Raw genomic sequence first — 17,695 nt, 5'->3', positions numbered from 1 at the left:
GCGGACAGCCCGGATCATATCTCTCGACCGTCAAGAGACTTGACGGGTGGAGAGATCGCGGGGCCGCGCCAGGAGCCCGGCCACCGAGAGCGCGCCCCAGCCGACCGAGACGGCGACCGCCATCACCCGGTGCCGCCGGGCGGGGAGGGCGGTGGCGAGCAGCGCGGCGTCGCCGAGGTCGGAGGCGATCCGGACGGCGGTGGCGGTGCGCAGCGCGGCGTCGTTCGGGGCGAGGGCCATGGCGAGGCCGCAGGCGGCGTCGCGCAGGGCGAGCGGGCGCAGGCAGGCGGCGACCGGGGCGGGCACCGAGCCGTCGGGGGCGGTGAGGCCGGAGGGGCGGGCGAGCAGCGCGGGCCGGCGGGCGACGGCGAGTCCGTAGACGGCGGTGGCGGCGCCGGTGAGGCGCAGCAGGGGCGAGTGCATGACGGCGGACCTCCGGGGCGGGTCGGGGACGGGTCGACGGCGGCGGGTCGGGGACCGGGCCCAGTCTGGCGCCGTCCGGCCCGCGACACGCCGACGGCCCACCGGTGCGGGACCGGTGGGCCGTCGGCGGCTGCCCGCGGGGTACCCGGGGCGTCAGGAGACGCGCTTGATCTGCCAGGCGTTGTTGTTGAGGCTCGGGACGGCCGAGTAGTTGCAGCTGCTGTTGTAGAACGAGGAGAGCTGCACCCAGCCGGCCGGCTGGTAGGTCGACGAACAGACGGTGAGCGTGGTGCCGATCGGCAGACCGGCGATCTGCTTGATCTGCTTCTTGTTCGGGCTGAAGGTCGACGAGCAGCTGATGTCGTTCCACCACTGGACGTCGACCCAGCCGGTCGGGGTGAGCTGGCTGGCGCAGACGTTCTGGGTGTCGCCGGGGGCGGCGTGCGCGAGGGTCGCGGTGGTCGTGGTCAGGGTCAGCGCGGCGGCGGCGCAGCCGATGGCCAGGGCGGCGGCACGAAGACGGGACACGGAGCGGCTCCTCTCCACGGCGCGGGCTCTCCGCGCCGGTCCCCATTCCTACCGGCGGGAACATGGACACGGACAGTGACTTTCCGGTCCGGTACGCCGCCTTACGCGTCGCATTCGCACCCGTTGACAGTGCGCCGACACACTTGTTCCCGGCATATGCCGCACCGGGAGACGCGCTTGATCTGCCAGGAGTCGGACGCCCGGAGGCCCGTCCGCGCCCCGGGGAACGGGGCGTGGACGGGCCGGACGGGCCGGGCGGAGCGGCGGGTCGTCAGCCGGTGATCGGCCTGACGTCCAGACGGATGTGGTCGACGGCCCAGAACCAGTTGTTCCCGGCGTCGTACATCCGGAACTTCAGCGTCACGCTGCGCGCGCCCGCCGGGACGGCGAACTGCTTGGCGACGAAGGTGTTCTGGACGTCCTTGCCGGCGTTGTCGTTGCCGGTCGCGTCGGAGCTGTAGAACACCAGGCGGGTCTCGGCGCCGTTGTCGAACACCGCGGTGACGGCGGCCTTCTGCGGGGCCTCCTGCCGGTAGTGCGAGTCGAAGCCCAGGTGCAGGGTGGTGGCGCCGGCCGGGACGGGCACGGCGGGCGAGACCAGGGTCGAGTCGAACACGCCCTTCTTGGACGGCGAGCCGGTGTCGTCCCAGTCGTCCGGGTCGGCGACGGCCAGGATGCCCAGGCCCCGGGTGAAGTTGCCGCGGTCCTGGCCGGCCGGGCTGGACCACTCGCGCTTGGTGTGGAAGGTCCAGCCCTGGAGGCGGGTGGTGCCCTGCGGCATGCCCGGCGCGTTGACCACCGACCAGCCCTGCGGCGCCTGCGGCGTCCAGCCGAGGACACCGCCGACCGGCTGGAGCGCACCGGCCAGCGACTCGAAGTCCTCGCCGAGCAGGTGGCCGGCCATCACCGGCGCGGTGCGGGCGGCGAGCTCGCCGTCGGCGACGGCGAAGCGGTCGCCGGCCTGCGCCCGGGCGGTGACCAGCACGCGGTGGGTGGCACCGTCCGGCAGCTGGGCGGGCGGGGTGACGTCCCACTCGGCGGTGGCGGCGGCCCCCGCGGCGAGCGCGGTCGGCGCGGCGGTGACGGCGGCGACCGTCCAGCCGGCCGGGACGACCGGCTGCGCCTCCAGCGCGGTCAGCGCGGTGGTGGCAGTGAAGCGGGCGGTGACCCGGGCCGGGCGGCCGGGCAGCAGGATCGCCTCGTCGATAGTGGTGGAGGCGGCCTTGAGCGCGACGTCCACGGCCAGCGGGTCGGCCAGGCCCATCGCCGGGTCGGTGAGCAGGTGCTCGCCGTCCCAGGGGAAGCGGCCGGCGATCCGGCGGCGGAAGCCCAGCTCGCCGCGCACGCCCACGGCGACGTCGTACCAGCCCTCGGGGCCGACCTTGACGTTGACGGTCCGGTCGTCGCCGGCCGCGACCCGGACCTCGCGCAGGCCGTCGCCGTAGGCGAGGTCGCCGACCAGGAAGGTCTGGGCGGTGCGCGAGCGGTTGATCACGTCCACCTCCAGCACCTTGCCGTCGTGCTCCTCGGAGAGCGAGATCTCGTAGGGCGCGTCGACGGTGCCGCGCAGGTGCCAGAGCGCGCCGTTGGGGCCGTGCACCCGCAGGTCGTAGCCGTCCTGGCCGACCGTCCAGACGTCGGAGAGCCGGGACTTGGCGCCGACGGTGTAGTGGCGCGGCGGGGTGCCGGGCTCCGGGTGGACCGCGAGGACGGCGCCCTGCTTGCCCTGGTTGATGAAGTCGATCGTCAGCTGGTCGCCCTTGAGGCGCGGCTTGACGATCAGGTTGTACGGCGCCGGGCGGGCGGCCCGGGTGCCGCGCTCCTGCTGCGGGAAGACCTGCGGGCTGGGCACGGTCGGCGCGGGCAGCTTGCCGGTGTCGGTGACCTTCTGCCGGTTGCCGCTGGTGTCCGGCAGCGCGGGCCAGCGCGGGTCGCGGCCGGAGAAGTCGAAGACGTTGGTGAGGTCGCCGCAGACCGAGCGCCGCCAGGGGCTGATGTTGGGCTCCTGGACGCCGAAGCGCTGCTCCAGGAAGCGCAGCACCGAGGTGTGGTCGTAGACGGTGGAGTCGACGACGCCGCCGCGGGTCCACGGCGAGACGACGACCATCGGCACCCGCACGCCCAGACCCATCGGGTAGGGGCCGGAGACCAGGGTCTCGCCGGCGGGCAGGGTGTCGGACCAGGTGAGCGAGCCGTCGGCGGCCCTGACCCGGTACCTGCCGTCCTGGCCGACCACCCGGTGGTAGGTGGAGCCGCCCTTGCTCACCCGGACGACGACCTCGCCGTCGACCGGGACGGTGGACTTGCCGCGGCCGGTGGCCAGCGGCGGGACGGGCGGCAGCTGGTGGTCCATGAAACCGCCGTGCTCGTCGTAGTTGAGGATGAAGACGGTCTTCTGCCACACCTCGGGCTTGGCCGCGAGCGCCGCCAGCAGCCGGGCGGTGAGGTGCTCGCCGTTCGGCGGCGCGTAGTTGGCGTGCTCGGAGAGCGCGGCGGGGGCGACGATCCAGGAGACCTGCGGCAGGGTGTCGGCCTGGACGTCGGCGGCGAAGGCCTCGACCAGGGCGTCGCCCATGGCGAAGGGGTCGTCCTTCTTGGCCGGGTCGCCGACGGCGCGCATGCCGCGCTCGTGGAGCGGCTCACCGGGCTTGGCCTTGATGAAGGGGGTGAACCAGGCGAGCGCGTTGTCGTCGAAGTTGTCCAGCGCCTGGTAGGTCCGCCAGCTGACGCCGGCCTTCTCCAGGCGCTCGGCGTAGGTGGTCCACTCGTAGCCGCCGGGGATCTCGGTGTTGTCGGTGACCGGGGTGTCCCGGACGGTGCCGCCGCTGGTGCCCGTCATGAGGTGGTCGCGGTTGGTGTTGGTGTTGCACTGCACCGACGCGTAGTAGGCGTCACAGGTGGTGAACACCGAGGCGAGCGCGTGGTAGAAGGGCATGTCGGCGCTCTCGTAGTAGCCCTGGCCGAGCCAGCCGCCGGAGCGGCGGGTGACCGAGCCGTCGGCGAGGCCGTCGTTCCAGGCCTTCATCGAGTCGACGAAGCCGAACGCGGGGGCGCCCTGCTGGTAGGCGTTGGTGTGGGCGGCGTTCATCGCGAAGGGCAGCAGGTAGCCCTCCTTGCGGCCGGGGTCGGGCTGGTGGAAGATCGACCGCCCGTTGACGCCGCGCACCGCCGTGCGGTCGCCGAAGCCGCGGACGCCGGCCTGGGTGCCGAAGTAGTGGTCGAAGGCGCGGTTCTCCTGCATGAACACCACGACGTGCTGGATGTCCGCCAGCCGGCCGGGGCGGGCCGGGGCGGCGAGCGCCTCGCGCACGCTGAGCGGCAGGGCGGACAGCACGGCGGCCGCCGCCGCGCCGCCGAGCAGGGTGCGGCGCGACAGTTCGGGCTTCGGACTCATCGGGGGTGGCTCCTTGTACAAAGCGGGGGTGGTCGGACGCTTTGGTCCAGACCCGTTATGTGTACGGGCCCCAGATGGACGGGAGCGGCGGGTTCGATGGCGCGCCAGTGACGGACAGTGAACCCAGAGCTGTACAGACAACTTGACCCGCATCGCCCTCCCCCGGCGGCACCCGCCACCGCATCCGCCGGAGCGCCTGTCGCAGACCCTTTGACAGCACCCCTTCAAATTCCCGGGAATGCCGGAAACAAAAGGTAGTTGACGAACCGTCGGCGGTCACCGGCCAGGTCGTGGACAACCCTTGACGAGGCATGGGGTCTGTGGAAATCTCTCGGCAGGTCCAGGCCAATGATCTTCGAACGGGGGAGAAGATCGAACCGCCTGACGCATCAGGGGGGAAATCCTGGGAGTCGGGTCCGGCCGGACCCCGGCGTCCTGCCGACCGGTCCGCGGGGCGGACCGGCCGCCCTTCGGCAGTCGCGCCGTCCGACCGCGCCGTGCCGCGTCCGCGCCGCCACGGCCACCGCTCGGACGGGTGCCCCGCAGCTCCGTATCCGACTCCCGAATCGAGCACAGCATGTCCGAGTCCCCCAACCGGCCCGACCCCGCCACCGCCGCCGGGGAACCGGCGAGAACCACGGACGCCGCCGGGCCCGCCTCCCCCGCCCAGCACGGGATCTGGCTGACCAGCAGACTCACCCACGTACCCGAGGTCTTCCACCTCGCGCTGCGCCTCACCTTCGACCGGATCGACACCGGGGCCCTGGCCCGCGCCGTCACCGCGACCGCCGCCCGGCACCCGGCGCTCGGATCGGCCCTGGTGGAGCGGGACGGAGTGGTCCACCTGATACCCGCCGCCCGGACGCCGGAGCTCACCGTCCTCGACACCGCCGCCGACAGCGGCGAGGCACTCGCCAAGCGGCTCGCCGAGGAACTCGCCCTCCCCTTCGACCTGGCCACCGGACCGCTCGCCCGGTTCGCCCTGCACCAGCGGCCGGACGGCGGCGCCGACCTGCTGGTGGTCGCCCACCACGCGGTCTTCGACGGGAACTCCAAGGACGTGCTCGCCGCCGACCTGGCCGCCGGGTACGCCGCCGCGCTCGCGGGCACGGCGCCCGCCGCGGCCGTCGCCGACAGCGCCCCGCCGGTGCTCGACGCCGCCCTCGCCGCGTCGGCCGCCGCGTTCCACGGCCCCCGCTGGGCCGCCGCCACCGACCCGGTGCTGCCCGGCGGCCCGCGGGCCACCACCGACGCCGGCCCCGGCGAGGCCGTCGACTGGCGGCTCGACGGCCCGGGCCGGGACGCCCTCGCGGACGCCGCCCGGGAGGCCGGGGTCACCGTCTTCGAGTTCCTGCTCGCCGCCCTGCACGGCCTGCTGCGCCGCTACGGCGGCGAGGCCGTACCGGTCGCCGTCCCGTTCTCCACCCGCCGCCCCGGCCGGCACGAGGCGATCGGCCTGTTCGTCAACGAGCTGCCCGTGTACGCACCGGACGGCGCCGACGAGCGGACCCCGTTCGCCGAGTACGCCCGGGCCGTGCGCGCCGAGGTCCGGCTGGTCGCGGCCCACCGCGGCGTCCCGTTCGGCACCGCCGTGCCCGGGCTCACCCCGCGGGCCGGACTCGCCCCGGTCTCCTTCGGCTACCGCCGCCGCACCACGTCCGCCCCGGACTTCCCGGGCAGCAGCACCCGCGTCGACTGGACGGTCTTCCACCACGCCTCCCGCAACACCCTGCACCTGCAGGCCGTCGAGGACGCGGACGCGATCGACTTCTCCCTCCAGTACGACCCGGCCGTCCTCGCCCCGGCCGCCGCCCGGCGGATCGCCGGCCACCTCGCCACCCTGCTCGCCGCCGCCACCGCCGGGCCCGGCACGGCCCTGGGCGACCTGCCGCTGCTCGACGCGGCCGAGCAGCGCCTCGTCACCACCGCCTGGAACGACACCGCCCGCCCCCACCCGGCCGAGCGGACCGTGCTCGACCTGGTCCGGGAGCAGGCCGCCACCGCCCCGGACGCCCTCGCCGTGGTCGCCGGCGAGCAGCGGCTGACCTACCGCGAACTGCTGCGGCGCGCCGAGCGGCTGGCCGGCGCGCTCACCGCGGCCGGCGTCGGCCGGGGCGACCTCGTCGGCCTGCACCTCGCCCGCACCGCCGACCTGCCGGCCGCACTGCTCGCCGTACACACCGTCGGCGCCGGCTACCTGCCGCTGGACCCCGGCTACCCGGCCGAGCGGCTGGCCTTCGTACTCGCCGACTCGGGCGCCGCCCTGCTGCTGGCCGACCGCGAGCCGGCGCCCGAGGTGGCCGCCGCCGCCCCGGCGGTGCTCCGCCTCCCGGAGCCGGCGGACACCCCCGCGCCGACCGGCGCCGCCCCCGGTCGGCTCGCCTACGTGCTCTACACCTCCGGCTCCACCGGCCGCCCCAAGGGCGTGGAGATCGGCCACCGGGCGCTGGTCAACCTGCTCGCCGCCTTCGCCGAGCGGCTGGGCTCCGGCCCCCGCGACGTCTGGCTCGGCCTCACCTCGCTCTCCTTCGACATCTCCGCCCTCGAACTGCTGCTGCCGCTGACCACCGGCGGACGGCTGGTGCTGGCCCCGGACGGCCTGGCCGTGGACGGGCCGGGGCTGCGCGCCCTGGTCGAGCGCGAGGGCGTCACCCACGTCCAGGCCACCCCCTCGGGCTGGCGGGTCCTGCTCGGTGCCGGGCCGCTGCCCGCCGGGCTGACCGGCCTGGTGGGCGGCGAGGCCCTGCCGCTGCCGCTGGCCCGGCAGCTGCGGTCCGGCACCGAGCGGCTGCTCAACGTCTACGGGCCGACCGAGACCACCATCTGGTCCACCTGCGCCGAACTCCCGGCCGCACCCGAGGCCGTCCGGATCGGCCGCCCGATCACCAACACCCGCGCCTACGTCCTGGACGCCCGGCGCCGCCCGCTGCCTGTCGGGGTGCCGGGCGAGCTGTACCTGGGCGGCGACGGGCTCGCCGAGGGCTACCTGGGCCGGCCCGAGCTGACCGCCGAACGCTTCGTCGACGACCCGTTCGGCGCGCCCGGCGAGCGCCTCTACCGCACCGGCGACCTGGTCGCCTGGAGCCCCGAGGGCGAACTGGAGTTCCTCGGCCGGCTCGACGACCAGGTCAAGATCCGCGGCCACCGGATCGAGCTCGGCGAGATCGAGTCCGCGCTGCTGACCCACCCGGCCGTCGCCGAGGCCGCCGCCGCGGTGCACCGGGAGGAGGACGGCGAGGAGCCGTTCGTCGCCGGATACCTCGTCCCGGCCGCCGGGAGCGGCGCCCCCGCCCCCGCCGAGCTGCGGGCCTTCCTCCAGCATTCGCTGCCCGGCGCCGCCGTCCCGCAGCGCTTCCTGGTGCTCGACCGGCTGCCGCTGACGCCCAACGGCAAGCTGGACCGGCGCGCGCTGCCCGTCCCCCCGATCCCGGTCGAGGCCGCCGCCGCGCCGGACGACGCCCAGGACCGGGACGAGGTGCTCACCGCCGTCCTCGGGATCTGGTCCGAGGTGCTGCGGCTGCCCGACCTCGGGCCCGAGGAGGACCTCTTCGAGCTCGGCGGGCACTCCCTGACGATCATCCAGATCACCGCCAGGATCCGCGACCTGCTCGGCGTCGAGCTGGACTTCGACGTCTTCTTCGCCACCCCGACCCCGGTCGGCATCGCCGCGGCCGTCCGCGAACTCCGCTGACCCCCGGGCGGCGCGGTCCCCCCGCGCCGCCCGGCAGCCGCTCCCCGTCTCCCTCCCTGCGCCCTCGCCTCCCCTCCCCCCGCGGTGGCCCGGCCACGCGGCGACCCCGCCCGACGGCCCGACGCCCACCGCCCCGACGTGCGCCGAATGGAACACCCGATGACCGACCTCCAGGACCCCGCCACCGGGCTGTCCGCGACCAAGCGTGCGCTGCTGGCCCAGCGGCTGCGCGCCGCCGCGGCCGGCTCCGCGGACGCCACCGGACCCGCCCCCGCGAGCACCGTCCCCGCCCGGCCCCCGGGCACCGGGGTACCGCTCTCCAGCGGCCAGGAACGGCTCTGGTTCATGGACCAGTTCGCCCCCGGCTCCACCGCCTGGACGCTCGCCCCGGCCCGCCGGCTGCGCGGTCCGCTCGACCGCACCGCGCTGGACGCCGCCCTCACCGCGCTGCTCGCCCGGCACGAGGCGCTGCGGATGACCTTCCCCGCCACGCCCGACGGCACCGCGCTGGTCCGGATCGCCGAACCGGCCCCGTGCACCGCCGAGTTCGTCGACGCCTCCGCCGACCCCGACCCGGCCGACCGCGCCGCCCGGGAGCTCGGCGAGCGGGTCGCGGAGCCCTTCGACCTGGCCGACGGCCCGCTTCTGCGCGCCCTGCTGGTGCGCACCGCCCCCGACGAGCACGTGCTCGCCCTGGTCATGCACCACATCGTCAGCGACGGCTGGTCGCTCGACCTGCTGCACCGCGAGCTCGACGCGCTGTACGCCCGGCACGCTCACGGAACGCCCGACCGACTGCCCGATCTGCCGGTGCAGTTCGGCGACTACGCGCACTGGCAGCGGGAGCGGCTGGCCGGTGAGGCGCTGGCCGCCTCCCGCGCGCACTGGCGCGAGGAACTGCGCGACGTCCCCGCCCTGGAACTGCCCACCGACCGCCCCCGGCCGCCGGTGCTGACCTTCGAGGGCGCCGCCACCGAGTTCCACTGGAGCCCCGAACTCGGCCGGGGCGTCGCCGCCCTGGCGCGCTCCGCGAACGCCTCCGGGTACATGGTGCTGATGGCCGCGCTGCAGACCCTGCTCGGCCGGCACGCCGGACAGCGGGACTTCGCGATCGGCTCGGCCGTCGCCGGCCGCCTGCACCGCGAACTGGAGGGCGTGGTCGGCCTGTTCGTCAACATGCTGCCGATCCGGGCCCGGCTGGAGGGCGACCCCGCCTTCACCGAGCTGCTGCGCCGGGTGCGCGGCACGACGCTCGACGCGTACACCCACCAGGAGGTGCCGTTCGAGCAGATGGTCGCCGATCTGGACATCGAGCGCGACGTCAGCCGCTCCGCCGTCTTCCAGGTCAGCTTCGCCTTCCAGAACTACGGCGACCGCAGCACCACCACCTCCGCCGGCCCGGACGGCTCCCCCGGCGCGCCGGCCGCCGAGAGCTTCGGGCACGAGGCCGCCACCACCCGCACCGACCTCGCCTTCTACCTGCGGGAGAAGTCCGACGGCGGCCTGTACGGCCTGCTCACCTACCGCACCGACCTGTTCGACGCCGCCACCGTGCGGCAGCTGGTCGAGCGCTTCGAGCTGCTGGTCTCGGCGGCGGTGGCCGACCCGGAGCGGCCGGTCTCCCGGCTGCCGCTGCTCACCCCCGGCGAGCGGCGGGACGTCCTGGAGCGGTGGGCCGCCGGACCGGCGCTGCCCGACCCGGCCGACGGCCCGCGCACCCTCACCGCCCTGCTCGCCGACACCGCGCGCGCCCACCCGGACCGCCCCGCCCTGGAGTTCGAGGGCCGCACCGTCGACTACCGCGAACTGGACGAGCGCGCCACCGGCCTGGCCCGGCGGCTGCGGGCGCTCGGCGTCGGGCCGGACGACCGGGTCGCGGTCTGCCTGGAGCAGTCGCCCGAACTGGCCGTCGCCCTGGTCGGCGTGCTGAAGGCGGGCGGCGCCTACCTGCCGCTGGACCCGGAGCAGCCGCCCGCCCGCCTCGCCCACCTGGTCGCCGACGCCGACGTGCGGGTACTGCTCACCGACTCGGCGCTGCACGAGCGCTTCCCCGGCTACACGGGCGCCACGCTGCTGCTGGACACCGACCCTGCGCAGCGCGACCCCGAGCCGCTGGAGGAGGTCTCGGGCCCCGAGCAGCTGGCCTACGTGATCTACACCTCCGGCTCCACCGGCGCGCCCAAGGGCGTCGCCGTCCAGCACCGGCAGATCCTCAACTACCTGACCGGGGTGCGCGAACGGCTGCGGATCGAACCGGGCGCCGGCTACGGGCTGCTGCAGTCGCTCTCCTTCGACTTCAGCATCACCATGCTCTACCTGGCGCTGAGCACCGGCGGCCGGGTCCATCTCCTGCCGCGCCGCATCGCCGGCGCCGAACTGGCCGATCGCATCGAGGAGTTGCAGCTCGACTACCTCAAGATGACGCCCTCGCACCTGGCCGCGCTCGGTTCTGACGCCCCGATGGAGCGGCTGCTGCCGCGCCGGGCGCTGGTGCTCGGCGGCGAGGCCTCGGCCTGGCCGTGGGCCGCCGAACTCGCCGCCCTCGGCCGGTGCGCGGTCTTCAACCACTACGGCCCCACCGAGGCCACCGTCGGCGTGACCGTGCACGAGGTCACCGCCGGGGCCGCCGGCCCCGGCAGCACCCCGATCGGCACCCCGCTGGCCGGGGCCCGCTGCCACGTCCTCGACGAGGCGATGCAGCCGGTGCCGCCCGGCGTCACCGGTGAGCTGTACCTCGGCGGCGACCGGCTGGCCCGCGGCTACCTGGGCCGCCCCGACCTGACCGCCGAGCGCTTCCTCGACGACCCGTTCGGCGCGCCCGGCGACCGGCTCTACCGCACCGGCGACCTGGCCCGCTGGCGCACCGACGGCACGCTCGACTACCTGGGCCGGGCCGACGACCAGATCAAGGTGCGCGGCTACCGGGTCGAGCCCGGCGAGGTCGAGGCCGCCCTGACCGCCCTGCCCGGCATCACCCAGGCCGTCGTGATGACCCGCGGCGAGGGGCTGCGGCAGACCCTGGTCGCCTACCTGGAGCACCCCGGCGGCGGCCTCGCCCCGGCCGCGGCCGAGCTGCGCGAGGCCCTCGGCGAAGTGCTGCCCGACTACATGGTCCCGGCCCGCTTCGTGGTACTGGAGCGGCTGCCGCTGCTGGCCCACGGCAAGGTCGACCGGCGCAACCTGCCCGAGCCCGAGGAGCCCGCCGCGAGCGGCGAGTTCGTCGAACCCGAGGGCGAGGCCGAGGAGTTCGTCGCCACCCTGTGGGCGGAGCTGCTGGGCGTGCCCCGGGTCGGCGCCCTGGACGACTTCTTCGAACTCGGCGGGCACTCCCTGCTGGCCACCCAGGTGGTCGCCAAGCTGCGCCGCGCCTACCCCGAACTCCCCACCCCCGTCGGGGTGATGGACCTCTTCAAGTACCCCACCGTGCGCCGGCTGGCCGCGCTGGTCAGCGACCCGCACGCCGACCGGGGCCCGCGCAGCCTGCTGCACCTGCTCACCCCGCCCGGCCGCAAGGTCGGCGCGAGCCTGGTGTGCGCCCCGTACGGCGGCGGCAGCGCGCTCATCTACAAGCCGCTCGCCGACGCCATGCCCGCCGACTGGGCCCTGCACTCGCTCGCCGTCCCCGGCCACGAGCTGGGCGAGGAGGCGATGGACGTCGACGAGGTCGCGGCCGGCTGCGCCCAGGAGATCCTGGACAACGTCGAGGGCCGGATCGTGCTGTACGGCCACTGCGGCGTCGGCGTCCGGCTGGCCGTCGAGATCGCCCGGCGGGTCGAGGCCGCGGGCCGCGAGATCGACGCGATCCACCTCGGCGGCATCTTCCCGTTCGCCCGTCCGCGCGGGCGCGGCGCCGCCGTCGGCGAGTGGTGGGCCCGCACCGCCGACAGGCTCCGCAGCGACCAGGGCATGATCAACGCCCTGGCGGCGGCGGGCCTGGAGACCGACGAGGTCGGCACCGAGCAGCTGCGGCTGATGGTCGCCAACCGGCGGACCGGCACCCGGGAGGCCGAGCAGTACTTCACCCGGCTGTTCGAGAGCGAGGACGGCCGGATCGCCGCCCCGGTGTACGCGGTCTGCGGCTCCCAGGACCCGGCCACCGAGTTCTACGAGGAGCGGTACCGCGAATGGCACCGGCTCAGCGACACCACCGGCGTGGTGGTGCTCGACGAGGCGGGCCACTTCTACCTCAAGTACCGGGCCGCCGAGCTGGCCGAGATCCTCACCACCGTGCACCGCTCGGTGGCGGACGGCGAGGAGGAGCGGCACGGGCGCACCGAGGGCGCCACCTGGTGGCTGGCCGGGCTCTCCCGGTCCCGGGACGGGGACGCCACCGAGGCCGCTTCGGCGGCGGCCCGGACGGTGCGGCCGACCATGCGCCGCTTCCTCGGCGTCGCGGCCGGCCAGCAGATCTCGATGATCGGCTCGGCGCTCACCGAGTTCGCCCTGCCGGTGTGGATCTACCTGACCACCGGTTCGCTCGCCCAGTTCGGCCTGCTGGCCGCCTGCGGCCTCGTCCCCGGCATCCTCACCGCGCCGCTCGCGGGCGCCCTGGTGGACCGCGGCGACCGGCGCCGGATCATGCTCTACGGCGACGTCGCGGCGGGCCTGACCCAGGCGGTGATGCTGCTGCTGTACCTCACCGACTCACTGGAGGTCTGGCACGCCTACGTGCTGATCGCGGTGCTGTCGACGGCGCTGACCTTCCAGCGGCTGGCCTGGAACTCGGCCGTGCCCCAGCTCGTCCCGAAGCGCTTCCTCGGCCGGGCCAACGGCGTCGTCCAGATGGCCTTCGGCCTCGCCCAGTTCCTGGTCCCGCTGTTCGCGGTCGGTCTGCTCTCCGCGCTCGGCCTCGGCGGCATCCTCGTGATGGACGTCGCCAGCTATGTGATCGCCACCGGTGTCACGCTGGCGGTGCGCTTCCCCGACGTGATGGCCGCCAAGCGGCGCGAGAGCGTCACCGCCGAGATCCGGGCCGGCTTCCGGCGGGCGCTCGGCAGCCGGCACTTCCGGGCGATGCTGCTGTTCTTCGCGGTGCTCAACATCTTCCTGTCGCCGCTGTTCCTGCTCACCACCCCGCTGGTGCTCTCCTTCGCCCCGCTCGCGGCCGCGGGCTGGGTCTCGGTCGCGGCCGGACTCGGCGCCGTGCTGAGCGGTCTGACCCTGCTGGTCTGGGGCGGTCCGCGCCGGCTGCGGCTGCGCGGCGTGCTGTTCGCCACCCTCGGTCTGGCTACCGCCTGCCTGGTGACCGGCCTGCGCCCGAGCGTCTGGCCGGTGGCGCTCGGCGCCTTCGGCATGGCGTACGGGCTCGGACTGGTCAACGGCGTCTACGCGACGATCGTGCAGACCAAGGTGCCGCTGCGCTTCCACGGCCGGGTGATCGCGGTCAACACCATGGTCGCCTGGTCCACCCTTCCGGTCGGTTTCGCGCTCGTCGCGCCCCTCGGGCCGCGCCTGGTCCAGCCGCTGATCGACGAGGACGGCGCGCTGGCCGGCACCGTCGGCCGGCTGATCGGCACCGGTGAGGGCCGCGGCATCGGCCTGCTCTACCTGCTGTTCGGCCTCGCCATGGCGCTGCTGGTGGCCGTCTGCCTGGCCGTCCCGGCGCTGCGCCACTTCGACCGCGACGTCCCCGACGCCGAGCCCGACGACCTGGTGGGCCTGGCCGCCCTCGCCGCCCGCACCGGGGCCGTCCCCCCGTCCGAGACCCGCGCCGAGACGCTCTCCGCCGAACCCGCCGAACCCGCCGCATCCGCGCGCCGTACCGGAACCGAGGCCGCCGTCCGATGACCACCACCGACCCCAGCAGCACCGACCGGACCGCCGGCGCCGCCCGCCCCGCCGAGGCCGTCCACCCGCTCACCGAGGAACAGCGCCGGCTCTGGTTCCTGCAGCAGCTGCACCCCGCCGACGCCGGCTTCAACATGTACCTGTGCCGCCGGTGGAGCGGCCCGCTGGACGTCGCCGCGCTGCGCACCGCGCTGGAGCGGCTGACGGCCCGGCACGAACCGCTGCGCACCCGCTTCGCCCTGGACGGCGAGGCGCCCGTCCAGCTGGTCGAACCGCCCGCGCCCGTCCCGCTGGAGCAGTTCGCGCTCGCCCCCGGCGCCGCCGAGCAGGACTTCACCGAGGCCTGCCGCCCGGCCGTCAACGCGCCCTTCGACCTCGCCGGACGCCCGCCGCTGCGCGCCGTCCTGGTCTCCGCCGGGCCGCAGGAGCACGCGTTCGCGCTGGTCGTCCACCACATCGTCTCGGACGGCTGGTCGTTCAAGGTCCTCTGGCGCGAGCTGCTCGCGCTGTACCGTGAGGCGCTCGGCGAGGCGCCGGCCGAGCTGGCGCCGCTCGCCCTGCGCTACGGCGACGTCGCGCGCGCCGAGCAGGAGCGCGCGGCGGCGGGCGGCGCCGAGGCGGCCTTCCGCTACTGGGCGGAGAAGCTGGCCGGCACCGGCCGGCTGCGGCTGCCGCTGGACCACCCCCGCCCGGCCGAGCCCCGGCACCCGGCGGGCTTCGCCACGGTGGCGCTGGACCCGCAGCTGACGGCCGCGCTGGACGCGCTGGCCCGGCGCGAGCGCTGCACCCCGTTCATGGTGCTGCTCGCCGCCTACCAGTGCGTACTGGCCCGCTGGACCGGCAGCACCGACTTCGTGGTCGGCACCCCGCTCGCCGGCCGCACGGAGGCGGCGCAGGAGGCGCTGGTCGGCTACTTCGCCCGCACCGGCGTGCTGCGCGCCGACCTCACCGGCGAGCCCGGCTTCCGCACCGTGCTGCACCGCGTCCGCACCGCCACCCTGGGCGCCCTGAGCCACCAGGACGTCCCGCTGGAGCGGCTCGCCGTCCACCTGGACCTGCCCGCCGAGGCCGGCGCGGCGCCGCTCTACCAGGCGGTGTTCGTCCACCAGAGCCAGTACGACCTGTCCGGCGAGGACGGCGGCGCGCCGCTGCCCGCCGGGGTACGGACGGCCTCCATGGACTCCGGCTTCGAACGCGCCAAGACCGATCTGCTGCTGGACAGCTGGCGCACCCCGGACGGCGGTCTGACGCTCTCCTTCTGCTTCGACCGGGAGGTCCTCGACCCGGCGACGGTGACCGCGCTCGGCACCCGCTGCCGGGCGCTGCTGGCCGCCGCCGTGGAGGACGTCGAGGTGCCGCTGCACGGCGAGTGGCTGATCGGGGCCGAGGAGCGCGCCGAGCTGCTCGCCCTGGGCGCGGGTCCCGTGGCCGCTTCCGCCGCCCGCCCCGTACTCGCCCGCTTCGCCGAGCGGGCCGCCGCCACCCCGGACGCGCCGGCCCTGGAGTGCGAGGGCGAGGTGCTCTCCTACGCCGAACTCGACCGCCGCTCCGGCGAACTGGCCGAACGGCTCGGCCCGGTCGCCGGACAGCTGGTGGCGGTCCGGCTGGCGCCCTCGTTCGAGCTGGTGACGGCCCTGCTGGCGATCTGGAAGGCCGGCGCCGGCTACCTGCCGCTCGACCCGGCCCACCCGGAGGAGCGGCGGCGCCTGATGGTCCGCGAGTCCGGCGCCGTCCTGCTGCTGACGGACGAGGAGGGCGAGGGTCTTCGGGTCGTGCCCGGCGCCGACCCCGTGGAGTCCGAGGACCGGGCGGATCTCGCCTACGTGCTCTACACCTCCGGCTCCACCGGCACCCCCAAGGCGGTGGCCGTCGACCACGCCGCGCTGGCCGCCCGCGTCGACTGGATGGCCGGCCCGGACGGCTACCGCCTCGCGCCCGGCGACCGGATCGTCCAGTTCGCCTCGATCGGCTTCGACACCCACGCCGAGGAGCTGTGGCCCGCCCTCGCCTCCGGCGCCCGCGTGGTGCTGCTGCCCGGCGGCGGCCGCACCCTGCCGGAGCTGCTGCGCGGCCCGCACGGCCCGGCCGTCACCGTGCTCGACCTGCCGACCGCCTACTGGGAGGAGTTGGTCTCGCACGACGAGCGCACCCCGTGGCCCGCCAGCCTGCGGCTGGTGGTGCTCGGCGGCTCCGAGGTCCGCGCCGACGCCGTCACCCGCTGGCGGGACCGGCACGGCGACACCGTCCGGCTGGTCAACACCTACGGTCCGACCGAGGCCACCGTCATCGTCACCGCCGCCGACCTCGGCGCCCCGGACGCCGGGCGCCGCCCGCCGCTGGGCCGCCCGCTGCCGGGCGTGCGGCTGTACGTGCTGGACGAGCGCGGCGCCCTGCTGCCGCGCGGCTCGGAGGGCGAGCTGTACATCGGCGGAGCCGGCCTGGCCCGCGGCTACCTGGGGCGCCCCGACCTCACTGCGGCGGCGTTCACGGCGGACCCGTTCGCCGGCGGGACGATGTACCGCACCGGCGACCGCGCCCGCTGGCGCACCGACGGGAGCCTCGACTATCTCGGCCGCACCGACGAGCAGGTCAAGCTGCGCGGCTACCGGATCGAACCGGCCGAGATCGAGGCGGCCCTGACCGGCCGTCCGGACGTGCTGCGGGCCGCCGCCGTCGTGCTCGGCGGGCGCCGCCTGGTGGCGTACGCCGTCCCGGCGCCCGGCGCCGAGCCCGACCCGGCCGCCCTGCGCGAGCACCTCGCCGTACGGCTGCCGGCCTACCTCGTCCCGGACACGGTCGTCCTGCTCGACACCCTCCCGCTGACCCTCAACGGGAAGCTGGACACGGCGGCCCTGCCCGAACCGGACCAGGCGTCCGCACGCCCGTACGTGGCCCCGCGGACCGACGCCGAGCAGTTGGTCGCCCAGCTGTGGCAGGAGGTCCTGGGGGTGCCGCGGGTGGGGGCCCTCGACGACTTCTTCGAACTCGGCGGGGACTCGCTGCTGGTCACCCGGGTGGTGGCCCGGATCCGGGCGGGCGTCGGCCTGGACGTCCCGATCCGCGACGCGTTCGAGCTGTCCACGGCCGCCGCGCTCGCGGCCCGCGTCGAGGAACTGCTCATCGCGGAGATCGAGGCCCTGAGCGAGGACGAGGCCGCCGACCGCCTCGACGGCTGATCACGACCGGGGCGCGGGCGTCCACCCGGACGCCTGCGCCCCGGCGGCGGCCCTGAGGTCGGCCAGCCAGCCGTCCAGGCCCGCCTTGAGGATCGCGGTCGCCACCGGCACGTCGGCGTCCACCTGCGGCCCGGTGTGGGTCTCCTCGGTGCTGACCCTCACACCGCCCTTGACCCTGCTGAAGTTCCAGACGTGCACGCCGTCGATGTGCACGCCCTCGCCGACCGCCGGCCCGGTCCAGCGGATGCAGGCGCCCTCCTTGAGCTGTCGCACGGTCGACGTGATGTCCAGGCTGGTCGCCGGGATCCCGGTCCCGGGCGGCACCGGCGTCGTCCAGTGGAACGCCGACCCGGCCCGGAAGCGGCCGTGGTCGAGGCGCTCGGCGCTCGTGACGGGCTGCTGCCAGGACGGCCAGCGGTCCACGTCCGTCTGGAGCTTCCAGATCACCTCCAGCGGCGCGTCGATCACCGCCTCCGTCCGGTACCGCACCTGCGCGGCCTGGTCGACGCCCGCGCCCCGGCAGGTGAGCCCCTTCGCGGGCTGCGCCCCGGCCGGCACGGCGGCGCCGGCGAGGATCCCGACGACCAGCGGGACCGTGATCGCGGCGGCTCGGATTCCCGTCATGACATGTCCTCCCTCTAGAACCAATCACTTCCGTGACAAGTTCTAACCTCTTCTTGCCCGGACAGTCAATAG

Annotated in this window: 7 protein-coding genes; 3 read left to right on the top strand and 4 right to left on the bottom strand. The window is 75.4% G+C overall.

Annotated features, from left to right (window positions below):
* Positions 1-30 precede the first annotated feature (30 nt).
* The 3 genes from ACFVVU_RS02710 to ACFVVU_RS02700 form a co-directional block, all read right to left on the bottom strand.
* Complete coding sequence (locus ACFVVU_RS02710) at positions 31-423, bottom strand: hypothetical protein (RefSeq protein WP_380688556.1); 393 nt, start codon at positions 421-423, stop codon at positions 31-33.
* Between the two features lie 153 nt (positions 424-576).
* Positions 577-951 carry a hypothetical protein gene (locus ACFVVU_RS02705; RefSeq protein ID WP_355359033.1) on the bottom strand — a complete coding sequence of 125 codons (375 nt, stop codon included), beginning with the start codon at positions 949-951 and terminating at the stop codon, positions 577-579.
* 271 nt (positions 952-1,222) lie between these two features.
* Complete coding sequence (locus ACFVVU_RS02700; RefSeq protein WP_387788010.1) at positions 1,223-4,345, bottom strand: phosphocholine-specific phospholipase C; 3,123 nt, start codon at positions 4,343-4,345, stop codon at positions 1,223-1,225.
* A 577-nt stretch (positions 4,346-4,922) separates the two neighbouring features.
* Between ACFVVU_RS02700 and ACFVVU_RS02695 the strand changes: the two genes are divergently transcribed.
* The 3 genes from ACFVVU_RS02695 to ACFVVU_RS02685 all read left to right on the top strand — a co-directional run bounded on the left by ACFVVU_RS02695 (position 4,923) and on the right by ACFVVU_RS02685 (position 16,999).
* A complete protein-coding gene (locus ACFVVU_RS02695) occupies positions 4,923-8,036 on the top strand; it encodes an amino acid adenylation domain-containing protein (protein ID WP_387788009.1) in 3,114 nt (1,037 codons plus the stop codon).
* Positions 8,037-8,195: 159 nt separating this feature from the next.
* On the top strand, positions 8,196-13,823 hold the full coding sequence (locus tag ACFVVU_RS02690) for an amino acid adenylation domain-containing protein (protein ID WP_387788008.1): 5,628 nt from the start codon (positions 8,196-8,198) through the stop codon (positions 13,821-13,823).
* Positions 13,820-16,999: an amino acid adenylation domain-containing protein gene (locus tag ACFVVU_RS02685; protein WP_387788007.1), complete on the top strand. Its 3,180-nt coding sequence runs from the start codon at positions 13,820-13,822 to the stop codon at positions 16,997-16,999. The genes ACFVVU_RS02690 and ACFVVU_RS02685 overlap by 4 nt, the downstream gene beginning before the upstream one ends.
* On the opposite strand, the gene ACFVVU_RS02680 is transcribed toward ACFVVU_RS02685, so the two are convergent.
* Entirely contained in the window at positions 17,000-17,623 is a 624-nt protein-coding gene (locus tag ACFVVU_RS02680; protein ID WP_387788006.1) for an SRPBCC family protein, read from the bottom strand. It lies immediately after the preceding gene.
* Positions 17,624-17,695 lie beyond the last annotated feature (72 nt).

The organism is Kitasatospora sp. NPDC057965 (assembly GCF_042887135.1).
Lineage (GTDB): Bacteria > Actinomycetota > Actinomycetes > Streptomycetales > Streptomycetaceae > Kitasatospora.
This window is presented reverse-complemented; position numbering and strand designations above follow the sequence as displayed.